21 protein-coding genes are annotated in these 22015 nt (G+C 63.9%); 11 read left to right on the forward strand and 10 right to left on the reverse strand.

From position 1 onward, the window contains the following. The first annotated feature begins 21 nt into the window (after positions 1 to 21). Positions 22 to 654: a bifunctional 4-hydroxy-2-oxoglutarate aldolase/2-dehydro-3-deoxy-phosphogluconate aldolase gene (locus AC13C2_RS03435; RefSeq protein ID WP_482886044.1), complete on the forward strand. Its 633-nt coding sequence runs from the start codon at positions 22 to 24 to the stop codon at positions 652 to 654. Positions 655 to 657: 3 nt separating this feature from the next. Here AC13C2_RS03435 and AC13C2_RS03440 read toward each other — a convergent pair whose 3' ends face one another. From AC13C2_RS03440 to AC13C2_RS03450, 3 genes are all read right to left on the reverse strand, one after another. After that, positions 658 to 2184: a trimethylamine methyltransferase family protein gene (locus AC13C2_RS03440; protein WP_482885946.1), complete on the reverse strand. Its 1527-nt coding sequence runs from the start codon at positions 2182 to 2184 to the stop codon at positions 658 to 660. Positions 2185 to 2357: 173 nt separating this feature from the next. Further along, positions 2358 to 3740 carry a pyridoxal phosphate-dependent decarboxylase family protein gene (locus AC13C2_RS03445; protein ID WP_482885947.1) on the reverse strand — a complete coding sequence of 461 codons (1383 nt, stop codon included), beginning with the start codon at positions 3738 to 3740 and terminating at the stop codon, positions 2358 to 2360. Continuing rightward, complete coding sequence (locus AC13C2_RS03450; RefSeq protein WP_482885948.1) at positions 3737 to 4540, reverse strand: isocitrate lyase/PEP mutase family protein; 804 nt, start codon at positions 4538 to 4540, stop codon at positions 3737 to 3739. The genes AC13C2_RS03445 and AC13C2_RS03450 overlap by 4 nt, the downstream gene beginning before the upstream one ends. A 352-nt stretch (positions 4541 to 4892) precedes the next feature. On the opposite strand from AC13C2_RS03450, the gene cysS reads away from it, so the two are divergent. From cysS to AC13C2_RS03465, 3 genes are all read left to right on the forward strand, one after another. Beyond that, positions 4893 to 6236, forward strand: a complete 1344-nt coding sequence (gene cysS, locus AC13C2_RS03455) for a cysteine--tRNA ligase (RefSeq protein ID WP_482885949.1) — start codon at positions 4893 to 4895, stop codon at positions 6234 to 6236. 67 nt (positions 6237 to 6303) lie between these two features. After that, positions 6304 to 7899, forward strand: a complete 1596-nt coding sequence (gene cimA, locus AC13C2_RS03460) for a citramalate synthase (protein ID WP_482885950.1) — start codon at positions 6304 to 6306, stop codon at positions 7897 to 7899. After that, complete coding sequence (locus tag AC13C2_RS03465) at positions 7899 to 8651, forward strand: squalene/phytoene synthase family protein (RefSeq protein WP_482885951.1); 753 nt, start codon at positions 7899 to 7901, stop codon at positions 8649 to 8651. The genes cimA and AC13C2_RS03465 overlap by 1 nt, the downstream gene beginning before the upstream one ends. On the opposite strand, the gene AC13C2_RS03470 is transcribed toward AC13C2_RS03465, so the two are convergent. Then, positions 8648 to 9148 carry a flavin reductase family protein gene (locus AC13C2_RS03470; protein ID WP_092764644.1) on the reverse strand — a complete coding sequence of 167 codons (501 nt, stop codon included), beginning with the start codon at positions 9146 to 9148 and terminating at the stop codon, positions 8648 to 8650. The two genes, AC13C2_RS03465 and AC13C2_RS03470, sit on opposite strands and share 4 nt — an antisense overlap. A 96-nt stretch (positions 9149 to 9244) precedes the next feature. Here AC13C2_RS03470 and speB point away from each other — a divergent pair, with 96 nt between their 5' ends. Beyond that, positions 9245 to 10213 carry an agmatinase gene (gene speB, locus AC13C2_RS03475; RefSeq protein WP_482885952.1) on the forward strand — a complete coding sequence of 323 codons (969 nt, stop codon included), beginning with the start codon at positions 9245 to 9247 and terminating at the stop codon, positions 10211 to 10213. A 174-nt stretch (positions 10214 to 10387) separates the two neighbouring features. On the opposite strand, the gene AC13C2_RS03480 is transcribed toward speB, so the two are convergent. Beyond that, entirely contained in the window at positions 10388 to 10864 is a 477-nt protein-coding gene (locus tag AC13C2_RS03480; protein WP_092764648.1) for a hypothetical protein, read from the reverse strand. Between the two features lie 211 nt (positions 10865 to 11075). Here AC13C2_RS03480 and lipA point away from each other — a divergent pair, with 211 nt between their 5' ends. Beyond that, entirely contained in the window at positions 11076 to 12029 is a 954-nt protein-coding gene (gene lipA / locus AC13C2_RS03485; protein WP_092764650.1) for a lipoyl synthase, read from the forward strand. A 75-nt stretch (positions 12030 to 12104) separates the two neighbouring features. Here the strand turns inward: lipA and AC13C2_RS03490 are convergent, their stop codons facing one another. The 4 genes from AC13C2_RS03490 to AC13C2_RS03505 form a co-directional block, all read right to left on the reverse strand. Next, a complete protein-coding gene (locus AC13C2_RS03490) occupies positions 12105 to 13307 on the reverse strand; it encodes a sensor domain-containing phosphodiesterase (protein WP_482885953.1) in 1203 nt (400 codons plus the stop codon). A 98-nt stretch (positions 13308 to 13405) separates the two neighbouring features. Further along, positions 13406 to 14314, reverse strand: a complete 909-nt coding sequence (locus tag AC13C2_RS03495; protein WP_482885954.1) for a c-type cytochrome — start codon at positions 14312 to 14314, stop codon at positions 13406 to 13408. A gap of 3 nt (positions 14315 to 14317) precedes the next feature. Further along, a complete protein-coding gene (locus AC13C2_RS03500; protein WP_092764657.1) occupies positions 14318 to 14788 on the reverse strand; it encodes a c-type cytochrome in 471 nt (156 codons plus the stop codon). A gap of 183 nt (positions 14789 to 14971) precedes the next feature. Beyond that, a complete protein-coding gene (locus AC13C2_RS03505; protein ID WP_482885955.1) occupies positions 14972 to 15553 on the reverse strand; it encodes a nucleotidyltransferase family protein in 582 nt (193 codons plus the stop codon). 254 nt (positions 15554 to 15807) lie between these two features. Here AC13C2_RS03505 and csgH point away from each other — a divergent pair, with 254 nt between their 5' ends. Continuing rightward, positions 15808 to 16155, forward strand: a complete 348-nt coding sequence (csgH, locus tag AC13C2_RS03510) for a curli-like amyloid fiber formation chaperone CsgH (protein ID WP_339645056.1) — start codon at positions 15808 to 15810, stop codon at positions 16153 to 16155. A 142-nt stretch (positions 16156 to 16297) separates the two neighbouring features. Here csgH and AC13C2_RS03515 read toward each other — a convergent pair whose 3' ends face one another. Further along, positions 16298 to 17068 (reverse strand): DeoR/GlpR family DNA-binding transcription regulator, encoded by a 771-nt coding sequence (locus AC13C2_RS03515; RefSeq protein WP_424338218.1) that lies wholly within the window; start codon positions 17066 to 17068, stop codon positions 16298 to 16300. A gap of 259 nt (positions 17069 to 17327) precedes the next feature. Between AC13C2_RS03515 and glpD the strand changes: the two genes are divergently transcribed. From glpD to AC13C2_RS03535, 4 genes are read left to right on the forward strand one after another with little or no spacing between them, the layout of a single operon-like run. Then, entirely contained in the window at positions 17328 to 18947 is a 1620-nt protein-coding gene (gene glpD, locus AC13C2_RS03520) for a glycerol-3-phosphate dehydrogenase (RefSeq protein WP_482885956.1), read from the forward strand. Then, a complete protein-coding gene (locus AC13C2_RS03525) occupies positions 18937 to 20022 on the forward strand; it encodes an ABC transporter ATP-binding protein (protein ID WP_092764667.1) in 1086 nt (361 codons plus the stop codon). Before glpD ends, AC13C2_RS03525 begins: the two co-directional genes overlap by 11 nt. Continuing rightward, entirely contained in the window at positions 20023 to 21096 is a 1074-nt protein-coding gene (locus tag AC13C2_RS03530; RefSeq protein ID WP_092764669.1) for an ABC transporter ATP-binding protein, read from the forward strand. Beyond that, positions 21093 to 21965, forward strand: coding sequence for a carbohydrate ABC transporter permease (locus AC13C2_RS03535; RefSeq protein WP_092764671.1), 873 nt, complete (start codon positions 21093 to 21095; stop codon positions 21963 to 21965). The genes AC13C2_RS03530 and AC13C2_RS03535 overlap by 4 nt, the downstream gene beginning before the upstream one ends. The last annotated feature ends 50 nt before the right edge of the window (positions 21966 to 22015 follow it).

Genomic DNA, 22015 nt, shown 5'->3' on the forward strand with positions numbered 1-22015 from the left:
CAAAGAGGCACCGCCATGACCATGACCCCCGCCGAACAATCCAGGGCCGCCCGCGACATCGCCACCCGCGCACCCGTCATCCCCGTGCTTGTGCTGGACGACGTGGCGCATGCCGCGCCGCTGGCCCGCGCGCTGGTCGCCGGTGGGTTGCCCGCATTGGAGGTCACGCTGCGGACGCCGGTCGCGCTCGAGTGCATTCGTGAAATGGCCAAGGTGCCGGGCGGGATCGTCGGGGCAGGCACGCTGTTGACCCCCGCCGACGTGAAAGCGGCAAAAGCGGCGGGCGCGATGTTCGGGGTCTCGCCCGGCGCGACCGATACGCTGATCCAGGCCTGCATCGACGAAGACCTGCCCCTGCTGCCCGGCGCGACCACGGCGACCGAGGCGATGATCCTGCTGGAAAAGGGCTATGACATGCTCAAGTTCTTCCCCGCAGAGGCCTCCGGCGGCGCGCCCGCGCTCAAGGGTATCGGCGCGCCGATACCGCAAATTTCGTTCTGCCCGACGGGCGGTGTCAGCCCACAGAACAAAGCCTCCTACCTGAGCCTGCCGAACGTGGTCTGCGTCGGCGGAAGCTGGGTCGCTCCCAAGGACATGATGGACGCGGGCGACTGGGACGGGATCGAAAAACTCGCGCGCGACGCCCAGACCTGACCGTCACACCAGCAGATCGAACCGGGCGCGCAGGCTTCGTTCCAGTTCGGGCGCAAAGGCGGCGATGTTTGGCCCGGCCATGATCTCCGCCCGCCGCACGCGCGCCTTTGCGATCAGGTCGGGCCGACCGGCCTCCTGCCATTCCTTCGGGCTGATCCGGCATCCCAGCGTCGGATAGACATATTCGCTCTGCATCACCGACAGGGTCGATTCGGTGCCCAGATAATGCCCCGGCCCCTCCAGGCAGACGGCGCGCATCGCCTCGAGTGCCAGCGTCTCGTCGGTGACTTCGACCCCCCGCACGCAGCGCAGCGCCGCCCCGATCATGTCATCGCCCAGGATCAGGCTCTCGGGGCAGAATCCCATCAGCGATCCGTGCATCCCGGCGGCCTCATATACCATGTTCAGCCCGGCCAGACCGGCCATCACATCGCTCATGCCCTGTTCCCATCCGGCCTGCATGTCGGGCAGCTTGGCGTCCGCCATCCCCGCCGCCGCGCCACCCGGCAGGCCATAGAACCGCCCCATCTGCGCACAGGCCGCCGTCAGCACGGCCTGTTCGCCCGATCCGCCCGACATCGCGCCGGTCCGCAGGTCCGACACGAAAGGCCAGGTGCCGAAGACCGCCGGATGCCCCGGCGCGATGCTGTTCACATAGACAACGCCCGCCAGACATTCGGCCACGGCCTGCATCACCGCGCCCGCCAGCGTCGCGGGGGCCGTCGCCCCGGCCTGACCGGCCGACAGCAGCAGCACCGGCATCCCGCCCCGGATGCAGGCCTCCATCACCTCGCAGCTTTCGGTGGCGAAGCGCATCGGCGGCACCACGAAACAGTTGGAGTTCAGCACGAAGGGTCGCGCGCGGAACGCATCTTCGCCCCCCGCGACCGCGTAAAGGTAGTCCAGACACATCGGAACCGTCGCGGCGGTGCAAAAACTCGTACCGACATGTTTGCGCGTCCCCGTCAGACAGGCGTGCAGCGTGTTGAGGTCCAATGTCTGGTCATCCGTCATGTCGCGCGCCACCATGGGCCGCTGCAGGAAGTGGATGTTGTCGAGCGCATCGGCCAACCGCGCCGCCTCGTGCAGGTCGGCGAGCGTGCTGTCGCGGTAATCGCCGGTCATGGCATCGACCACGCTGACGGCGGCCCCCGCGGTGCCATAGTGGACGCGCGCGCCCGTCAGATCCAGATCGAAGGCCGGATCGCGCGCGGGCAGGGTGATGTCGCGCGCGGCGCGCGCCAGCATGTCCTCGACCAGAGCGCGCGGGAACCGCAGACGACCGTCATCCGATTGCACGGCCCCGGCGGCGGTCATGCTGGCCACGCCCGATGGCGGCGCACCGGACAGGCCGATCTCTTCCAGTGCGGTCAGCGCGGTCTCGTGAATGCGCGCGACATCGGCCTCGGTCAGCGGCTTGTACCGACCGCCGGTCAGGCCAGGGCGGACGGGGCGGGAGGCGTCAGGCAGCGGCGCGGCGCGGGCGGCGTGACGGGCGGCGCGACCGCCGGTGCGGATGGGACGTGTCATCGGATCTCCGGGTAAGGAACAGACGGGGACGGGATCAGTGCCCGACAGGTCGTCCCCGCGCCGCACGCCCCCGCCGCGCGCCGATCACACGCAATACCAGAAGATGCATGGTAAAATATCCCATGCAGTCAGGGTCGCGCGTCTCCGCGCCCCTGTCGCGTCCGTTTGCGACATCATCGCAGGTCGCGGATGACCTCCCGGACGGCCATCACATCGTCACGGGTGCAGTCCCATGTGCCGCATGTGAAGCGAATGACGAACCGGCCCGCATGTGTCGTCTGCGTCAGATAGATGCGTCCGTCCGCATTGATGCGCGTCAGCAGGGCTTCGGTCGCGGCACAGCCCCCGGTCAGCGCGAAACTGAAAAGCGACAGGCGCGGTTCGGATGTGATCTCGAGGCCCGGCTCGCCCCGCAGAACCTCGCACAGCTCCCGCGTCCAGGCGACGTGGTTGCGGATGCGGATGCGAATGCCGTCCAGCCCGTGCGCGCGCAGCACGAACCACAGCTTCAGCGCCCGCATGCGACGGCCCAGCGGCACGGTCCATTCGTTGAAATTGGTGACGTCCTCGCCTTCCAGCGTCTGGAGGTAATCAGGCCTCAGCCCCAGCGTGCGGATCTGGTCGACCGGGTCGCGGATCAGTTGCACGGCACAGTCGAACTGTGCGCCCATCCACTTGTGCGGATTGAAAACAAGACTGTCGCAGTCTTCCGCACCTTTCAGAAGCGTCCGGAACTCGGGGCAGATCATCGCACTGCCCGCCCATGCGGCATCGACGTGGGTCATCAGGTCGTGCGCACGTGCGACCGGCAGGCAGGCCGTGATCTCGTCGAAGGCCCCGACCGCCGTGCCGCCCGCGCAGAACACGATACCGGCGGGCATCAGCCCGGCGGCGACATCCGCCTCGATCGCGCGCGTCAGCGCGTCCGGGTCCATCGACAGGTCGTCACGGGTGGGAACCTTGACCAGATTGTCCTGTCCTATGCCCGCCAGCCGCACGGCCTTGTCCACCGATGAATGGGTCTGCGCACTGGCGTAGATGCGCAGCCGCGGCTGGTCCGACAACCCCTCGGTCAGGCCCGCAAAGCCGAGCGCCCGTTCCCGCATCGTCAGCACCGCCGACAGTGTCGCGGTCGTCGCCGAATCGTGGATCGTGCCGGTCCAGTCTTCGGGCATGTCCAGCGCGCGGATCAGCCAGCAGATCATGCCCTGCTCCAGTTCGGTCGCCGCCGGAGAAGTCTGCCAGAGCATTGCCTGCGCCCCGATGCCGGACATCAGCTGTTCGGCCAGCATCGACGCGGGTGCCGCATTGGCCGGGAAATAGGCGAAGAAGCGGGGGTGCTGCCAATGGGTCAGGGCACCGGGGATCAGCGCCTCGAAATCGGCAAGGATGTCTTCGGGCGTCTCGGCCATGTCGGGGGCCGTCGCAGGCAGTCGGGCCAGCACATCGCCGGGCGAGACCGGCGCGCGGACGGGCCGGTCGCGCAGGGTGGCATGATAGTCGGTGATCCAATCGGCGGCGCGCTTGGACCAGTGGTTCAGATCGTCGTGATTCACTTCGACCCTGCCGCCAGATAATCATCGACCTCGCCCGACCCGATGCCGCCCAGACGGGTGAAATCGCCCGCGCCGAACATATCCCGTGCGGTGTCGCGGATCACCTGATGCGTGGCGCGCGCCAGGGCCGACCCGAGCGAGATGCGGGCGACCCCGGCGGCGGCGAATTCGTTGCGGCTGGTCTGCGTCCACGGCCCGGCGGCCAGCGCGTTGACCGGGGCGGTGACCGACGCGCAAAGGCGGGTCAGACCTTCGATGGTTTCGGGCATCGGGCAATACAGAACGTCTGCGCCCACGGCTTCGAACGCCTGCAACCGGCGGATCGCTTCGTCCAGATCATAGGTGCCGTGCATGACGCCGTCGGCGCGCGCGCAGAAGACGAAGTCGTGGTTGGCCCGGCGCGCGGCCTTCACGGCGGCATCCGTGCGCGCGACCGACAGATCGAAGTCATAGGGCGCGCCGTTCGGGGTCACGTCCTCGATGCAGCATCCGGCCAGACCGGCAAGCGCGGCCAGTTCGACGGTTTCCGCACAATCGGCGGGGTCGGGGCCATACCCGTCCTCCAGATCGGCAGAGACCGGGACCGACAGGTGATCGGCCAGATCCCTGGCATGGGCGATGGCCTCGGTCCGCCCCACTTGACCGCCGTCGGGCAAACCGCGGGTGAAGGCGTATCCGGCGGATGACGTGGCGATGGCCCTGGCACCCAGAGCCACCAGCATGCGGGCCGATCCGACGTCCCAGGCATTGCCGAGGATGAAGGGATTGCCGGGTTGGTGCAGGGCGCGGAAGTCGGTCATCGGGTCGTCTCCTTGGCGAAGGTCAGAAGCGGGCGCGACGCTGCATATCGCGTACGAGCCTGCCGTGGCCGTTGGGGCGGTGCAGCCTCGGAGCTGGTAAGACGCCACTGTCGGCACCGGACACCGGCGGCACGTCCATGTCAAATCGTTGATCGGCGGCCATGCCGCGGCGCTTGGCAGGGCGGCATCGCCATGTTAGGCGCAGGCTATGGGCACGTGCATCTGCATCATCTGCATTTCAACCGCCCGCTGACAGGATCGGCGGGCGCTGGTTGCCCGTTTCCCATCCGGCATCCATCCCCGCCATAAAACGACAGGAAACGCCCGGATGACCGCGCCGAATGCTATCCCGATGCTCCGACTTCGCAACTCGCTGACCCGAAAGGTCGAGGAGTTCGCGCCGCTGGATGCGTCCAATGTGCGCCTCTACCTGTGCGGACCGACCGTCTACGACCGCGCCCATCTGGGCAATGCGCGCAACGTGATCCTGTTCGATCTGCTGTTCCGCCTGCTGCGTCACGATTATGGCGTGGACGCCGTGACCTATGTGCGCAACTTCACCGATATCGACGACAAGATCATCGCGCGGGCGGCTGATACCGGCCGCGAGGTCGAGGATATCACCGCCGAGACGACACAGTGGTATCTGGACGACATGGCCGCGCTGGGCACGCTGGAGCCGACGCATATGCCGCGCGCGACGGACTACATCGAACAGATGGTCGAAATGATCGAGGGGCTGATTGCGTCCGGTCACGCCTATGTCGCCGACGGGCATGTGCTGTTTTCGGTCGGGTCGTTCGACGGCTATGGTACCCTGTCGGGCCGGACCGTGGACGACATGATAGCGGGCGCGCGGGTCGAGGTCGCGTCCTATAAACGCGACCCGATGGATTTCGTGTTGTGGAAGTCGTCGTCGGAAGAAGAACCGGGCTGGGAGACGTCGCTGGGCTACGGCCGCCCCGGCTGGCATATCGAATGTTCCGCCATGGCCAAGGCGCTTCTGGGCACATCGTTCGACATTCACGGGGGCGGCAACGATCTGCTGTTTCCGCATCATGAGAACGAGCGGGCGCAAAGCTGCTGCGCCGACCCGGACGGCGATTTCGCGCGGTACTGGCTGCACAATGAAATGCTCCTGGTCGAGGGCCGCAAGATGTCCAAGTCGCTGGGCAACTTCTTCACCGTCCGCGACCTGCTTGACCGTGGCGTGCCGGGCGAAGTGATCCGCTTCGTGTTCCTGTCGACGCATTATTCCAAGCCGATGGACTGGACCGAGGCCAAGGCGCTGGAGGCCGAAGGCACATTGCGCAAATGGCGCGCCATGGCCGGGGATGGCGGAACCGTGGATGACGCCGTGCTGAGCGCGTTGCGCGATGACCTGAACGCGCCCGGCGCGATTGCGGAACTGCACCGTCTGGCCAAGGCCGGAGACGGCGCGGGGCTGAAGGCATCGGCCGGGATGCTGGGATTGCTGGAGGACGGGATGGGCGATTGGATCGACGGGGGCAACGACGAGGTGGTGGAAGCGGTTCTGGCGGCCCGGATCGCCGCGCGGGCCGAGAAGGACTGGGCGCACGCCGATGCGTTGCGCGATGCGCTGGTGGCGGCGGGCGTCGTGGTGACGGACGGGCTGGGCAGGGGCTGGGAGGCCGGGCCGGGGTTCGATCCGTCGAAGCTGGAGGGTCTGTTGTGATCACATTTACGTCCGACGTGGATCACCCGTGGATCACCCGTTCCGAATATATGGATCGGAGGACGCGATGACCGAACGTCTCTACCTCTATGACACCACCCTGCGCGACGGTCAGCAGACGCAGGGCGTGCAGTTCTCGGCCAGCGAAAAGCGCGAGATCGCCGCGATGCTGGACGGTCTGGGTGTGGATTACGTCGAAGGCGGCTGGCCCGGCGCGAACCCGACCGACAGCGATTTTTTCGACGACGCGCCGAAGCTGCGCGCCACTTTGACGGCCTTCGGAATGACCAAGCGCGTCGGACGCTCGGCAGAGAACGACGACGTGCTGGCCGCCGTGCTGAACGCCGGAACCTCCGCCGTCTGTCTGGTCGGCAAGACCCATCCGTTCCACGTCACGACCGCGCTGGGCGTAACGCTGGAGGAAAACCGCCTGGCCATCACCGAGTCGGTGGCGCACCTGGTGGCGTCGGGCCGTGAGGCGTTGTTCGATTGCGAGCATTTCTTCGATGGCTACGAGGATGACCCGAAATATGCGGTATCCTGCGCCAGGGCGGCTCTGGACGCGGGGGCGCGATGGGTCGTGCTGTGCGATACGAATGGCGGCACCATGCCCGCGCGCATCGCCGAAGTGGTGCAGGCCGTGATCGCGGCGGGCCTTCCGGGCGACCGTCTGGGCATTCATACGCACAACGATACCGAACAAGCCATTGCCGGATCGCTGGCCGCGATCGAGGCCGGGGCGCGACAGGTGCAGGGTACGCTGAACGGGTTGGGGGAGCGCTGTGGCAATGCCAATCTGACGTCGCTGATTCCGACACTTCTGTTGAAAGAGCCATTTGCCAGCCGCTTCGAGACGGGCGTGTCCCGCAAGGCGCTGCCGGGACTGATGAAAGTGTCGCGACGGTTGGATGACATCCTGAACCGGGTGCCACGGCGCGAGGCGGCCTATGTCGGTGCCTCGGCTTTCGCGCATAAGGCGGGCCTGCATGCCAGCGCGATCCTGAAGGACCCGACGACCTACGAACATGTGCCGCCCGAAACGGTCGGAAACGCGCGGATCGTGCCGATGTCCAATCAGGCCGGGCTGTCGAACCTGCGCAAGCGGCTGGCAGATCTGGGGTTGGACGGCACAGCTGACCAGTTGCGGCGCATTCTGGAGGTCGTGAAGGAGCGGGAGGATGCGGGCTATGCCTATGACGTGGCGCCCGCCAGTTTCGAGCTGATTGCACGGGCCGAACTGGGCCAGTTACGCGAATTGTTCGAGGTGAAGCGCTACCGCGTCACGGTTGAACGGCGCAAGAACAAGCGCGACCAGATGGTCACCCTGTCCGAAGCGGTGGTGGTGGTTAAGGTCGACGGCGAAAAGCGGCTTTCGGTGTCGGAGTCGATGGATGAGACGGGCAATGATCGCGGTCCGGTCAACGCGCTGTCGAAAGCCCTGGCCAAGGACCTCGGGTCGCTGTCGGGTCACATTGAAGACATGCGGCTGAAAGATTTCCGCGTTCGTATCATGCAGGGCGGGACCGAGGCCGTGACCCGCGTCATCATCGACCACGAAGACGATGCCGGGCGGCGCTGGTCCACGGTCGGCGTCTCAGCCAACATAGTCGACGCCAGTTTCGAAGCGTTGCTGGACGCGGTGCGCTGGAAGCTTTTGCAGTGATGACCGACGCCGAGGTGTCGGCCTGCGCAGGACTGGTGGCGCGCGGCGACCCGGACCGGTTCCGCGCGGTAATGGCCGCGCCTGTGGACCTGCGTCGGAGGCTGTTTCCGCTTTATGCGTTCAACCTTGAAGTCGCGCGCGCGCCATGGGTCACGAAAGAGCCGTTGATCGCCGAGATGCGGCTGCAATGGTGGCGCGATGCGCTGGCCGAGATCGGATCGGACGGCGCGGTCAGGCGGCATGAGGTCGTCACGCCGCTGGCCGCTGTTCTGGACGCGCAGGCGACGCTCGATCTGGACGACCTGATCGAGGCACGGCGGGGTGACATAGAAGGATGGTCCTTTGCGTCGTCAGAGGAAGTGACGCGTTATATCGACCGGACGGCGGGAACGCTTCTGTGGACAGCGGCGCGACTGGCAGGGGCGTCGGATGCGCCAGCAATCCGTGATGCCGGGCTGGCTCATGGGATTTCGGCGTGGTTGCGCGCCGTGCCCGACCTTGTCGCCAAGGGACGGCATCCGTTGCCGTCGGGCGAGGCCGAGGCGCATATTGCGGCACTGGCGGAGACGGGGCTGGCTGCACTGGATCGGTTCCGGCAAGCGCGGCAACCGACGCAGGCGCGCCCGGTATTTCTGGTCTTGAGTGACACGCGGGCAGAGTTGCGCGCGTTTGCCGCAAATCCGGGGACGCAGCCACGACTCAATCCACTCGTCAGCCGTCTGCGGCTGGGGTGGCGGGCGGTGACGTCCTAGGCTTTTTCAGCCCGCAGATAGCTGCGCATTCCATAGATCAGGGGCGCGCCGTCATCGGACACGCGCACGGCGCGGACGGCACCGATGATGACGTGGTGTGTGCCGACCAGCTCGGCTGACTGAACTTCGCAATCGAAGCCCGCCAGCCCGTCCAGAACCGGCGCGCCCGTCACCATGGTGGTCCAGGTCCCGGTGGCAAACCTGTCGTCGCCCGTAGCTCCCGTGCGCCCGGCAAATACGTCGGCCACGTCGCTCTGCTCGGACTGCAGGACGCTCACGGCGAAGCAGGCATTCGCAAGGATCGGCTCGGCCGCCGAAGCGCCCTTGTTGATGCAGACCAGCATCGTCGGGGCTTCTCCATCCGCCGACACGCTTGTCATGGCCGATACCGTGACGCCCGCGCGGCCCGCTGGCCCGTCGGTCGTTACCACGCTGACGGTGGCGGCGGCGCGGCTCATGGCGTGGATGAAATCGGTGCGGAGCTGGGTGTCGTGCATGATCCATGCACCTAACGCACCGGGGCGCGGAGTCGAGAGGGTTTTCCTTGCCGCACTCTCGTGGTGTGGTCGTGCCGAACAGAAGGGAGTCGATCAATGGCACTGCAGGACGCGCGCGATCAGGTGGACGGGGCCTTTGCCCGGGACGCTCGCCGGGGGTTGGCGTTCGAGAACGCCTTCGGCGGCGCAACCTCGGCGTTTCGGCGAACGTATACCAAGGATCTGACCGGATATGATCTGGCGATTACAGGCGTGCCCTTCGATCAGGCGGTGACCCACCGGCCTGGTACGCGGTTCGGGCCACGCGCGATCCGCGAGGCGAGTGCGCTGCAACCCTTCGATCCGCCATATTACTGGGATTATTCGCCACTGGATGAATTCGCCGTGGCGGATTATGGCGACGTGGGCTTCGATTATGCCAAGGTCGCCGACTTTCCAGCCGCCTTGCGCGACCATGTGAAAGGCATCCTGGATCAGGGAGCAGGTTGCATCGCGATGGGCGGCGACCATTACATCAGCTTCCCGATCCTGCAGGCGCATGCCGAAAAACACGGGCCTTTGAGCCTGATCCATTTTGACGCCCATTCCGACACATGGCCCGACGACGACATGAGCCGGATCGACCATGGCACGATGTTCTACAAAGCGGTCAAAACCGGCGTGATAGACCCGGCGACCAGCGTCCAGATTGGCATCCGCACCGTGAATCCGAACACGATGGGAGTGACGACCATCGACGCCCGTGCCGTCCATGAGGCCGCACCCGGAGAGGTTGCGCGCCGCATCAAAGAGGTCGTGAGCGACCGGAGTTGCTATCTCACCTTCGATATCGACTGTCTTGACCCGGCCTTCGCGCCCGGCACAGGCACGCCGGTCTGGGGCGGGCTGTCGTCGGCGCAGGCCGCGGCGATCCTGCGAGACCTGGCCGGCGTCAACCTGGTCGGGGGCGACGTGGTCGAAGTCTCCCCGCCCTACGACACGACAGGGGCAACGGCGATCGCGGGCGCGCATGTGCTGATGGAACTGGTGTGCCTGTGGGGATGGACACGGCGTCAGTCGAAGTGACGCAAAAGGTTCAATGCACTTCTGGGGCGCATGAAACTTTAACGTCACTTCGTAGATGGTTGATATATTTACCTAACACGTAAATTTATCGCTGGCAGAAACTTTGGCAAATTCCAGGGGTTCCGGTTCAAACAGATCCGCCCCCCGGATTTACGCACGGGAGGCGGGCACCGGTCAGGCCCCGAAGTAGTTGGCCGAACCGGCGTAGCTGTCGACGGACACGACGTTCCCGCCGATACTGTAATTCTGGCCGTCGTTGCTGGTGTAGATGACGTTGCCGGAATCCGGATCGGAGAGCGGATTGTCGAAATTGTAGCCGTCGGGCGCGTCAGATATGGCCGCTTGTTGGGCGTGATAATAGACTGCGCCGTTGTTGCCGGGCGCAAGGGACTGTCCATAGGCAACATAATCCGAGGCCGTGCGACCCGAAAAGACCGTCGTGTTGCTTGCGGAGGCAAGTGTCATGCCACCGAACTGTTCCGAGAATTTGCTTTCATCTTCGAGGGCCGCGCTGACGTCGGTCGAGAGATCTTCGATGCCGCCCGAAACGACGCCCATCACAGCAAGCCCGAGGCCTACGAGCGCTGCCGTCAGGACAACCCAGTCGACCGTGACCGCGCCGGCTTCGTCATTCAGAAAAGTGGCATTCATATTCTTGTTCCAAAAATTACTACATTTCACTGTGCCTTGATGGCTACGGGGGCATTGGAACATGAATTTTCGGCATATTTCTGGCGGGATTGGGGAAAAATGTCTGTAAAAACATGCATCGGGCGCAACTCTGCGGTTCTGTGGTGGCCGACACTGGAACGCGGGGCCGGCTTGCCTTAAGTGAAGATGGAACAACCCTGGGAGACCGCGGATGCGCGACCTGAAGATCCCCGCCGAACGTCACCCCGAAAAGGCCAGGCGGCCGGATAATCCGCAGCCGAAGAAACCGTCCTGGATTCGCGTCAAGGCGCCCGTTGGCGAAGGTTACAGGCAGACAGCTAAGATCATGCGCGAGCATAAACTGGTGACGGTCTGCGAGGAGGCGGGTTGTCCCAACGTCGGGGAATGCTGGTCGCAGGGCCATGCGACCATGATGATCATGGGCGAGGTCTGCACCCGTGCCTGCACGTTCTGCAACATCGCAACCGGCAAGCCGCCCGAAGCGCTGGACGTGTTCGAGCCGGGGCGCGTTGCGGATGCGGTGCAGAAACTGGGGTTGAACCACGTCGTCGTCACGTCGGTCGACCGGGACGACGTGGACGATGGCGGTGCGGAGCATTTTGCTCAGACGATCCGCGCGATCCGCAAGCGGGCCCCCGATACGACGATCGAAATCCTGACGCCCGATTTCATCAAATGCGATCCATCGGCTCTGGAAGTTGTCGTTGCGGCGAAACCGGACGTGTTCAATCATAATCTGGAAACCGTCCCCGGCCTTTACCCCGAGGTGCGTCCCGGCGCGCGGTATTTCCACTCCCTGCGGCTGCTTCAGCGGGTCAAGGAACTGGACCCGACGATGTTCACCAAGTCCGGTATCATGGTTGGGCTGGGTGAGGATCGACAGTCTGTGTTGCAGGTCATGGACGATATGCGTGCAGCCGACATCGACTTCCTTACGGTCGGGCAATATCTGCAACCGACACCCAAACATCACGCTGTTGACAGGTTCGTCACGCCCGAGGAATTCGCGGGCTATGAAAAAGCCGCCTGGGGCAAGGGATTCCTGATGGTTTCGGCAACACCCCTGACGCGCTCCAGCTATCACGCGGGAGAGGATTTTGCCCGTTTGAGGTCGGCGCGGTTGCAGAAGCTGAGCGGGGGCTGACACGGCAATCCTGCAGGGCGAGCGCCGGGGACGGGCGCGCCGCTGTTGCCGCTTCCTTCAGCGCTGGAGGAGCGATCAGACGGTCACATTTGGTGCAGCCTGATTCATCGGGCCGGGCCGGCCCATCAGCCAGCCCTGGCCGTAATCGGCACCGATCATGCGCAGGCAATCCCATTCCGCGCGCCGTTCGATCCCTTCGGCAGTGACCTTGGCACCGGTTTCCGAGGCGAAGCTGACGAGGGCCCCGGCCAGGGAGCGGCGGGCGGTGTCGGTATCGATGTCACGCACCAGCGACATGTCCAGTTTCAGAATGTCCGGCCGGAGTTGTAGTATCTGTTGCAGTCCGGAATAACCCGCGCCGACATCATCGATGGCGATCCACGTTCCCCGCGCGCCGATCGCCTGTACCGCGCGCAGAAGGCGATCGAAATCGTTTGATCGTTCGTGTTCGGTAATCTCCAGCGTCAGACGGGTGGGGTCGACCCGCGACAGGATCGGCAGCAACGCGCCGCTGGCCACGGTATCCGGGGCGGCGTTTACGGCCAGTCGTGCATGCGGTGGCAGACCGGGCAGGGCTTTCAGCGCCGCGTCGATGACCTTCAGCTCCAGTTCGGTTTGCAGACCGGCGGTTCGGGCATCGTCGAACCATTTGTCGGGGCTGCGATAGGGGTCGCTGCGAAACCGGCAGAGGGCTTCGAAGCTGGCCAGACCGCCGTCCGCAAGGCGATAGATCGGCTGAAATAGCATGTCGAACGCCGCATCGCGGAGCATGTCGCGGATGATATTGCGGGTGCCTTCAAGTTCGCTTTGTCTGCTGTGGTTCAATCGCACCTGATCGGCGGCAAGGTCGGCGAAGAGGCGCATGACCTTGATATCCCTGTCATTCAGGCTGGGGTTCGCCACTGGGGAAAGGCAACAGAACATTCCGTAGACGGACCCGTCCGCCCGGTGGATCGGCAGGCTGACGTGGCTGCCTATCTGGGCCGTGTTCGTGATCGGCAGCGACTGTGCCAGGGGAAAGGCGGCGGTGTCGGGGATCAGCTCCGGCAGGTCGCCGCGAAGGATATGCTGGCAATATACCTCGTCCAGATGGCGGGAATCGCCCGGCTTGATAAGGTCTTCCATACCCGGTGCGCTGACATTGCGAAAAATGGTCTGATCCCCGACGAACTCCGACAGATAGGCGATGGGCATGTCCAGATGTTCCCGTACAGCGGTAAGGGCGCTGTCGATGATGGCTTGATTTTCTCGGTCTCCGACCGGAAGCGCATCAAGCATGTCTATTTTGTCCTGAAGCACCTTAACCCCAATCCGTAAAATCTCGTCTCCTTTGTGGCATGCCAGCCATTAAGGGAGACCGAAGATATTCCCGCGAATTATCCGGGTTCGGCGTTTTGCTCCTCCACAGCGGGCAGGGCCTTGAGATAGGCCGCGATGGCGGCGCGGTCACTTTCAGGCAGCTGGGCAAGGTTCAGGATCGCCAGGGCCATCTGACCTGCCGCGACGTCGAACTCGGGTGTGAAGCCGTCGGCCAGGAACTGCGTTATTTCGGTTTCGGACCAGTCGAGTGTGGCGGGCGTGATGCCCGGTATGCGGCCCAATCCCGATGGGTTTGGCGCGCCTGCCATCCAGCGGCTGCGGTCCAGCCCACCCAGGGCGTCACGGGGCGTATGGCATTCTGCGCAATGGCCCAGGGCCTCGACGAGGTAACGGCCGCGGATCAGGGGCTCGGTATCGGCGGGCATGGTGAAACCGTCCGGCACATAGAGCAGCTTCCAAAGCCCGACGCCCCGGCGGATGGAGAAGGGGAAGCCGAGGTCGTGCGGCAGGCTTTCGGTATCCGACGCGGGCAGTGTCTGCCAGAATGCCCAAAGATCGGCGATATCCTGAGGCTGGGCCAGGGCATAAGCGGAATATGGGAAGACCGGATAGTAGTGCGTGCCCTCGGGCGATACGCCGCGCTGCACGGCGCTGGCGAATTGCGCGAACGTCCATGCACCGATCCCCTGATCGGGATCCATCGAGATATTGGGCGCGCGGAAGGTGCCGAAGTCGGATACGAAACCGATACCTCCTGACAGGATCAGCCGGGCCTCGCCCTCCGCGTCCTTGGCTGCGTGGCAGGACGCGCAGCCACCGGCGTAGAACACCATTTCGCCCTGTGTCGCATCGCCGGTCAGACCGGCCAGGTCACCCTCGGTCAGGGCCTGGGCGCGCGTGAGCCAGAGGCCCGCGGCAAGGCCCAGCCCTCCCAGAATGAGAACACCGATCAGCGCCCGGCGCACGGGTCAGTTCTTGGCGCGATACGTATCGTGGCAGGCACCGCAGGATTTGCCCAGATCGCCCATGGCGGCCCTCATCGGGTCCAGCCCGTCGCCCGCGACGGCCTGAAGGTTGGCGGCAGCCGTGCCGAAGCCTTCCCACGCGGTCTGGAACCCGGCAGGGTCCGACCAGATGGCGGGCAGGGCGATCGTGTCGGTCAGGGCCCCGTTGTCGGTTCCTTCGGGAAACAGCGTCGACAGGTTCAGGTTCGACACCGCCACAAGGTTGTCGGCGGCGGTCTGCGCCACCCCGGCGTCGTAGTCGGAGTTGCCGCGTGCCATTTCGCCAAGAAGGCCGGTGTGCAGAGAGATGACCTGCATCGCGCCCTGACGACCTTTGACCGAGGGAGGAACTGTATGGGAAGCCGCTATGGCTACAGTTCCGATGGCGGCGGCAACACAGGCGCCGGCGACAAGGGTGAGATTGGGTCGATACATGAGCGCTCTCCGGATGTTGCAGTCAGTCCGAGTTTGCGCCGAGCTTTGTCCTCGGGTCAATTCAATACCGGCGTCGCCCCTGTCTGCGCCAATATCCGGCTTCTTCGGATCGACGGATCGGCTACGGGGGCGGTTCGAAGCCTGAATGCCATGCAGGTCAGCGATGCCCGTGATGCAGGCTGGTCAGCCGCGGCCCGCACGCCATTCTGCCCAGGCCTCGGGTGTGTCCAGGTCGGTCGTTGCCGCGCGACCGGGCAGGGCGCAGGTTGCCCCGCGATAACGGGCGATGATGTTCCGCGCGCCGGTATCTCCCGTCAATGCCAGCAGTTCCGGGAACAGCTCGGAGGCGAATACGACCGGCTGCCCCGGTGTGCCATCCGCATCCGTCGCGCGCAGGATAGCAGCGTCGGAGGCCTGCCATGCGGTCGAGAGGCGGGTGAGTGTCATGGCGTCGATGTCCGGCATGTCGGCCAGATGGATCAGAAGCCCCCCGGAGTTACAGGCGGCTACGCCCGCGCGGATGGAGGCCGACATCGCGCGATCCGCGACTTCGACAATCTGCGCCGGGCTGTCGCCCAGCCATGCGCGCCGGGGCGAAGCGGGAGGCAGCGCCACGATCACACGGTCGCTGACCGCGCAGGCCGCACGGGTCGCGCGCAGGATCAGCGGCGTGCCGTCCACTTCTTCCAAGAGCTTGTCGGCCCCGCGCATCCGGGTGGACGCCCCGGCGGCAAGGATCAGGATGGCAGGCGCGGGCCGGGTCATGCCGGGCGTCGGACCGGGGTGACCCTGCACCCACCGGGCCGGGCGTGGACTGGATGCAAAGATGATCCATCGGGCATGTCGGCGTCCCTTGTTCTGACGTCCTGTTCGGACGTTCCATCCTGTCACCCCACGCAAAGCAGTGCAATTCGGCTGGACTGCCGGGTCGGGCTGGTTCGAAATCCGGAAATGGCATAGACTTGGCGCAGCCTTCCGGTTTTCCCGGAAGGGGTCTTGTCGATGAACGAGAGGACTTCATGCTGCCCGAACCCCTTCTGCCGTTGGTCCTGGTACTGGCCCTCGATGCCGCTGCGCCCGAGCCCTGCCGTCTCTTGATCGACGGCGCGAACGGACGGTATGAGGTGACCGCCGAAATCACTCCGCCCGATGTCGGCCAACTGACCTATGCCATCGAGATTACCGTCGAAAGCGGCGCATCGCGGTCTCGGGCCACCAATCGCGGTACGGTGCAGGTCCTCGAAGCGGGCAAGTCGATGGCTCTGTGGCAGGGTGCCTTCGGTGGCACCCCCGAGGCCACGATGCAGGTGAGACTGATAGCGACCATGGGTGACGCGGAAATCACCTGCGAGGCGACATTGCCCTGAGTTGCGGTCGGGTGTTCAGGCTTGCCTCCGGCCCAAGATTTTTACGCTTCTGCCTTGGTCAGGAAATAACACTCATCAGCAACCTGTTTGGCTGAAAGCAATGCAGCAACTGCCTGTTGTGGCACCATATGGCTGGAAGGAGTTATCCTTCTGACCGTTCCACAACCACCTGCGTGGCCCAGGCTTCGCATTGATCCGCCAGATCGCGAGACACCGGGTGGTCGGTGAAGAATACGTCGATGTCACCCAGCGACGCGATGCGCGCCGGGGCAGTGCGCTGAAACTTGCTGTGGTCGGCGACCAGCATCTTGCGATGCGAACGGTTCAGGATTGCCTGACTGACCCCGACCTCCTGCACGTCGAAGTCCAGGATATCGCCGTCTGTGTCGATCGCGCTGCACCCGATGACGCCGATATCGAACTTGAACTGCCGGATTGCTGCCGTGGTGATGTCTCCGATCAACCCGCCATCGGACTGGCGCAGCGTCCCGCCGGTTACAATGACCTTGCAATCGGGATTCTGCGACAGGATGTTGGCGACGTTCATGTTGTTGGTCACGACCAGCAGGTTGCGGTGGTGCATCAACTCGGCCGCGACCGCCTCGGTGCTGGTTCCGATGTTCAGGAATACGGCGCAATCTTCGGGGATCTGTGCGGCGCAGGCCCGCGCCATGGCGATCTTGCCGCGAGCGTTCAGGCGTCGGCGCTCCTCGTAGCCGATGTTGACGGTGCCCGAGGGCAGGACCGCGCCGCCATGTACCCGTTCCAGCCGCCCGGCTTCGGCCAGATCGGCCAGATCCCGGCGAATCGTCTGTAACGTGACGCCGAAATGTTCGGACAGATGCTCGACCGTGACCTTGCCGTCGCGGCGCGCGATTTCGAGGATTTCAGGATAGCGAATGGTCTGTGTCATGGTCCGGTTCCAATGTGCTGCGACGTCACGCGATCATTCGGTCTGCTGTCAACGGTCTTTGACTGAAAGTCGCGCTGTCCGGAGGGTAAGAGAGTATACTCTTGGCTGATGCTCGGGGGACCCACGACTAGTCGGTCCGGAGATTCGCATAATATCAGTGCATTGGGAAAAAACGAACATAAACGAAAATTATCCTGTTCCTTTTGAGGATGTTTGGTTAGATAGACTAGCGCAAACGAGGATTTGGGAGGATCCTAGAGTGGCACATGAGGAGGATACCTGCGACTTGCTCGTGATCGGCGGCGGCATCAACGGCTGCGGTATCGCGCGTGATGCAGCCGGTCGGGGCCTGTCCGTCACTCTGGCCGAAATGTCCGATCTCGCCTCCGGCACATCCTCCGCGTCGACCAAGCTGTTCCACGGCGGGCTGCGGTATCTTGAGTATTTCGAGTTCCGGCTGGTCCGCGAAAGCCTGATTGAACGCGAAATCCTGCTGCGCGCCATGCCGCATATCAGCTGGCCGATGCGCTTTGTTCTTCCATATCACAAGGATATGCGGTTCGAGAGCGACACTCCGACGTCTCGCCTTCTGAACGTCGTGATGCCGTGGATGCGCGGACGACGACCCGCATGGCTGATCCGGCTGGGCCTGTTCCTGTATGACCACATGGGAGGCCGGGACATCCTGCCCCCGACCAGAACGCTTGACCTGACGTCCGGTCCTGAAGGCGCGCCACTCGACGATCGTTTTGCCACGGCATTCGAATATTCAGACTGCTGGGTCGAGGATGCGCGCCTTGTCGTCCTCAACGCGCGTGACGCCGAGGCGCGGGGCGCGACGATCCTGACCCGTACCAAGGTCGTATCCGCCGATCAGCAGGACGGGCAATGGAACGTCACGCTGGAAGACAGCGAGACTGGCGAGACGCGTGTTGTGAGGGCGAAAATGATCGTCAATTCAGCGGGTGCCTGGGTCGGCGACCTGATCCGCAACACGATCAGATCCAGGAGCAAGGATGGCGTGCGGCTGGTCCGGGGCAGCCATATCGTGACCAAGCGACTGTTCGATCATGACAAATGCTATTTCTTTCAGGGGACTGACGGGCGGATCATGTTCGCCATCCCCTACGAGACCGATTTCACCCTGATCGGAACAACCGATCAGGATCACGACACCCCTGATCATACGCCGTTCTGCACTCCCGAGGAGCAGCGGTATATGATCGATTTCGTGAACGGGTATCTCAAAACGCCGATCTCGACCGACGATATTGTCTGGACCTACTCCGGTGTCCGCCCGCTGCATGACGACGGCGCGTCCTCCGCGTCGGCGGCAACGCGGGATTACACGTTGAAGGTCGACACCAGCGCCGGTGCGCCCGTGCTGAACGTCTTCGGCGGCAAGATCACCACTTATCGACGGCTGGCGGAAAGCGCACTCGACAAGATCGGCACGCAGTTCGCCGACCTCCCCGGCCCATGGACCGCCGGGTCGCCGATGCCGGGCGGCAACTTCGCCGTCGACGGCGTCGATGCGATGATCTCCGGTTTGCGGCGCGATTATCCGTTTCTGACATTGCCTTGGGCGCAGCGTCTGATCCGGGCCTATGGCACGGACGCGCCTCTGATGCTGGGCGACGCGCGGACCGCAAATGATCTGGGTCAGGATTTCGGTGCAACCTTGACGGAAGCCGAAATTGACTGGCTCATGACACGGGAGTTCGCGCGCACATCCGAAGACATCTTGTGGCGCCGGTCGAAGCTGGGGCTGCGGATGTCCGCGGATGCTGTGACAACGCTTGATAAATATCTGACCGACGCGCGATCGCCCCGCGTTGTAGCCGCTCAGCGGCAGAGAGGAGAGGCTCGTGGCACTTGAACTGGACGGCGTGACGCATACCGTCGGCGCGCAGACCCACATTCACACGACGTCCCTGACGCTGGAAAAGGGAACGATGAATGTCCTGTTGGGTCCGACCCTGTCCGGCAAGACATCGCTGATGCGTCTGATGGCGGGACTGGATCAGCCGACCCGGGGGCGCGTCTTGTGGAATGGAGAAGACGTGACGGGTCAGCGGGTTCAGGACCGAAAGGTGGCGATGGTCTATCAGCAGTTCATCAACTACCCCTCGATGACCGTCTACGAGAACATCGCTTCGCCGATGAAATTGCTGGGGCTGGACAAGGCCGAGATCGACCGCCGCGTCCGTGCAACGGCGGATCTGATGCAGCTGACCCCGATGCTGAACCGCAAACCGCTGGAATTGTCGGGCGGTCAGCAACAGCGCTGTGCCCTGGCGCGGGCACTGGTCAAGAATGCCGGACTGGTCCTTCTGGACGAGCCGTTGGCCAACCTCGATTACAAACTGCGTGAAGAATTGCGCGCCGAGATCCCGCGCATCTTCGAGGAATCCGGCTCGATCTTCGTCTATGCGACGACCGAACCCGAGGAGGCGCTGTTGCTGGGCGGTCATTGCGCCACGCTCTGGGAAGGCCGCGTAACACAGTTCGGTCCGACCGCGCAGGTCTATCGCCAACCTGCCGACGCGACGACGGCGCGGGTGTTTTCGGACCCGCCGATGAACTTCCTCACGCTGAAAAAGCAGGGCGACATGATGACCTTCGCCAAGGGTGGCAGCCTGCCGGTGCCGCGGTCGGCGGCCAACATGCCCGACGGAACATATATGGCCGGGTTCCGGCCAAATCACCTGACGCTGGAGGAGACTCCTGGTGCTGTCCGCTTCGACACCAGGCTGACCGTGACCGAGATCACGGGGTCGGAAACCTTCGTCCACCTTGAACACGCGGGCGATCGATGGGTCGGATTGATCCACGGTGTGCGCCAGCTGCGGGCCGGACAGGACCTGCCGGTTTATCTGGACCTGTCGCGCGTTTACCTGTTTTCCGAAGACGGCCGTCTGGCCGCCACTGCCCCCTATGCGGAGGCTGCGTAGATGGCCAAGATCACACTCGACAATCTCGCGCATTCCTATCTGCCGAAACCCAGGTCCGAGGATGACTTCGCCCTGAAGGAGTTGAACCACGACTGGGCTGACGGCGAGGCCTATGCTTTGCTGGGCGCGTCGGGCTGCGGCAAGTCCACGCTTCTGAACATCATCTCGGGCCTGTTGATCCCGTCGCAGGGCCGGGTGCTGTTCGACGGTGTGGACGTAACCACCGCACCCACGGCGGACCGTAACATCGCGCAGGTGTTCCAGTTCCCCGTAGTCTACGACACGATGACAGTGCGTGAAAACCTAGCCTTCCCGCTCAAGAACCGGGGCATGGATACGGCCGAAATCACACGCCGGGTCCAGAAGGTCGCCTCGATGATCGACATGGAGGATCGTCTCGACCGCAAGGCACGCGGCCTGACGGCGGACGCCAAGCAGAAGATTTCGCTGGGGCGCGGGATGGTCCGCGAGGACGTGAACGCACTGCTTTTTGACGAACCGCTGACCGTGATCGATCCGCATATGAAGTGGGAACTTCGAACCCAGTTAAAAAAGCTGCACAACGATTTCGGGCACACGATGATTTACGTGACGCACGATCAGACCGAGGCGCTGACCTTCGCGGACAAGGTCGTCGTCATGTATGATGGCCGCGTCGTCCAGATCGGCACGCCGCAGGAATTGTTCGAACGGCCCGCGCATACCTTCGTCGGCTATTTCATCGGCTCGCCGGGCATGAACCTGTTCGACGCGCAGATCGACGGACGCACCGCCCGCGTCGGCGACACATCGGTCGATCTGGGGCAATCCTACACGGCGCAGGGCAAGACGCAGATTGGTGTGCGGCCCGAATTCATCCGCCTGCAATCGGGCGGCGAGGGTATCCCCGCACGCATTCGCCGGGTCGAGGATGTCGGCCGTCACAAGATCGTCCGGCTGGACGTCGAAGGGCGCCCCGTCAGCGCCATAGCGGGCGAGGGGGATACCATCCCGGCGGATATCGATCACATCTCGTTCGCTCCCGAAGGAGTGAATGTCTACGCCGACGACTGGCGTGTGGAGGGCAGGGCATGAACAAGACCGTCAACCAAAAGGCATGGTTCCTGGTGCTTCCGGTGCTGGTGCTGGTCGCCTTTTCCGCCGTCATCCCCCTGATGACAGTGGTGAATTATTCGGTGCAGGACACCTTCGGAAACAACCAGTTCTTCTGGGCGGGCCTCAGCTGGTTCGAGGATATGTTGTCCAGCGACCGGATGTGGAACGCTCTTGGCCGTCAGCTGATGTTCTCGGCGATCATCCTGGCCATCGAGGTGCCACTGGGCATTTTCGTGGCGCTCAACATGCCCAAGGGTGGCTTCTGGGCATCGTTCTGCCTTGTCACCATGTCGCTTCCGCTCCTGATCCCGTGGAACGTGGTCGGCACCATCTGGCAGATTTTCGGGCGTGTCGACATTGGCCTGCTGGGCTATGCGCTCGACGCGATCGGCATCGACTACAACTATACGCAGAACACGCTCGACGCCTGGATGACGGTCATCGTGATGGATGTCTGGCACTGGACTTCGCTGGTCGCGCTGCTGGCCTATGCAGGTCTGAGATCAATTCCGGATGCTTATTATCAGGCCGCCAAGATCGATCAGGCCAGCCGCTGGGCCGTGTTCCGATATATCGAACTGCCCAAGATGGCGGGCGTTCTGATGATCGCGATCCTGCTGCGCTTCATGGACAGTTTCATGATCTATACCGAGCCTTTCGTCGTTACAGGCGGTGGCCCCGGCAATGCCACGACATTCCTGTCCATCGACCTTGTGAAGATGGCGCTGGGTCAGTTCGATCTTGGACCGGCAGCGGCGTTCAGCCTGATGTATTTCCTCGTGATCATGCTGATCTCGTGGGTGTTCTATACGGTCATGACGACCCTTGATGCACGGGAGGGCAAATGATGTCCGATACCGCAGCCCCCGGCGCCGCCCCCCTGCCGGGCGACGTGACG

This window comes from Jannaschia sp. L-14R (assembly GCF_056857695.1).

Excerpts from the sequence above, each read along its gene's own strand:
- AC13C2_RS03480 (WP_092764648.1), bottom strand. The coding sequence starts at position 10,864 with ATGAATGCCACTTTTCTGAATGACGAAGCCGGCGCGGTCACGGTCGAC.
- AC13C2_RS03535 (WP_092764671.1), top strand. The coding sequence starts at position 21,093 with ATGAACAAGACCGTCAACCAAAAGGCATGGTTCCTGGTGCTTCCGGTG.
- AC13C2_RS03500 (WP_092764657.1), bottom strand. The coding sequence starts at position 14,788 with ATGTATCGACCCAATCTCACCCTTGTCGCCGGCGCCTGTGTTGCCGCC.
- speB (WP_482885952.1), top strand. The coding sequence starts at position 9,245 with ATGGCACTGCAGGACGCGCGCGATCAGGTGGACGGGGCCTTTGCCCGG.
- AC13C2_RS03470 (WP_092764644.1), bottom strand. The coding sequence starts at position 9,148 with ATGCACGACACCCAGCTCCGCACCGATTTCATCCACGCCATGAGCCGC.
- AC13C2_RS03435 (WP_482886044.1), top strand. The coding sequence starts at position 22 with ATGACCCCCGCCGAACAATCCAGGGCCGCCCGCGACATCGCCACCCGC.
- AC13C2_RS03450 (WP_482885948.1), bottom strand. The coding sequence starts at position 4,540 with ATGACCGACTTCCGCGCCCTGCACCAACCCGGCAATCCCTTCATCCTC.
- lipA (WP_092764650.1), top strand. The coding sequence starts at position 11,076 with ATGCGCGACCTGAAGATCCCCGCCGAACGTCACCCCGAAAAGGCCAGG.
- cysS (WP_482885949.1), top strand. The coding sequence starts at position 4,893 with ATGCTCCGACTTCGCAACTCGCTGACCCGAAAGGTCGAGGAGTTCGCG.
- AC13C2_RS03505 (WP_482885955.1), bottom strand. The coding sequence starts at position 15,553 with ATGACCCGGCCCGCGCCTGCCATCCTGATCCTTGCCGCCGGGGCGTCC.
- cimA (WP_482885950.1), top strand. The coding sequence starts at position 6,304 with ATGACCGAACGTCTCTACCTCTATGACACCACCCTGCGCGACGGTCAG.
- AC13C2_RS03440 (WP_482885946.1), bottom strand. The coding sequence starts at position 2,184 with ATGACACGTCCCATCCGCACCGGCGGTCGCGCCGCCCGTCACGCCGCC.
- AC13C2_RS03490 (WP_482885953.1), bottom strand. The coding sequence starts at position 13,307 with ATGCTTGATGCGCTTCCGGTCGGAGACCGAGAAAATCAAGCCATCATC.
- AC13C2_RS03515 (WP_424338218.1), bottom strand. The coding sequence starts at position 17,068 with ATGACACAGACCATTCGCTATCCTGAAATCCTCGAAATCGCGCGCCGC.
- AC13C2_RS03530 (WP_092764669.1), top strand. The coding sequence starts at position 20,023 with ATGGCCAAGATCACACTCGACAATCTCGCGCATTCCTATCTGCCGAAA.
- csgH (WP_339645056.1), top strand. The coding sequence starts at position 15,808 with ATGCTGCCCGAACCCCTTCTGCCGTTGGTCCTGGTACTGGCCCTCGAT.
- AC13C2_RS03465 (WP_482885951.1), top strand. The coding sequence starts at position 7,899 with ATGACCGACGCCGAGGTGTCGGCCTGCGCAGGACTGGTGGCGCGCGGC.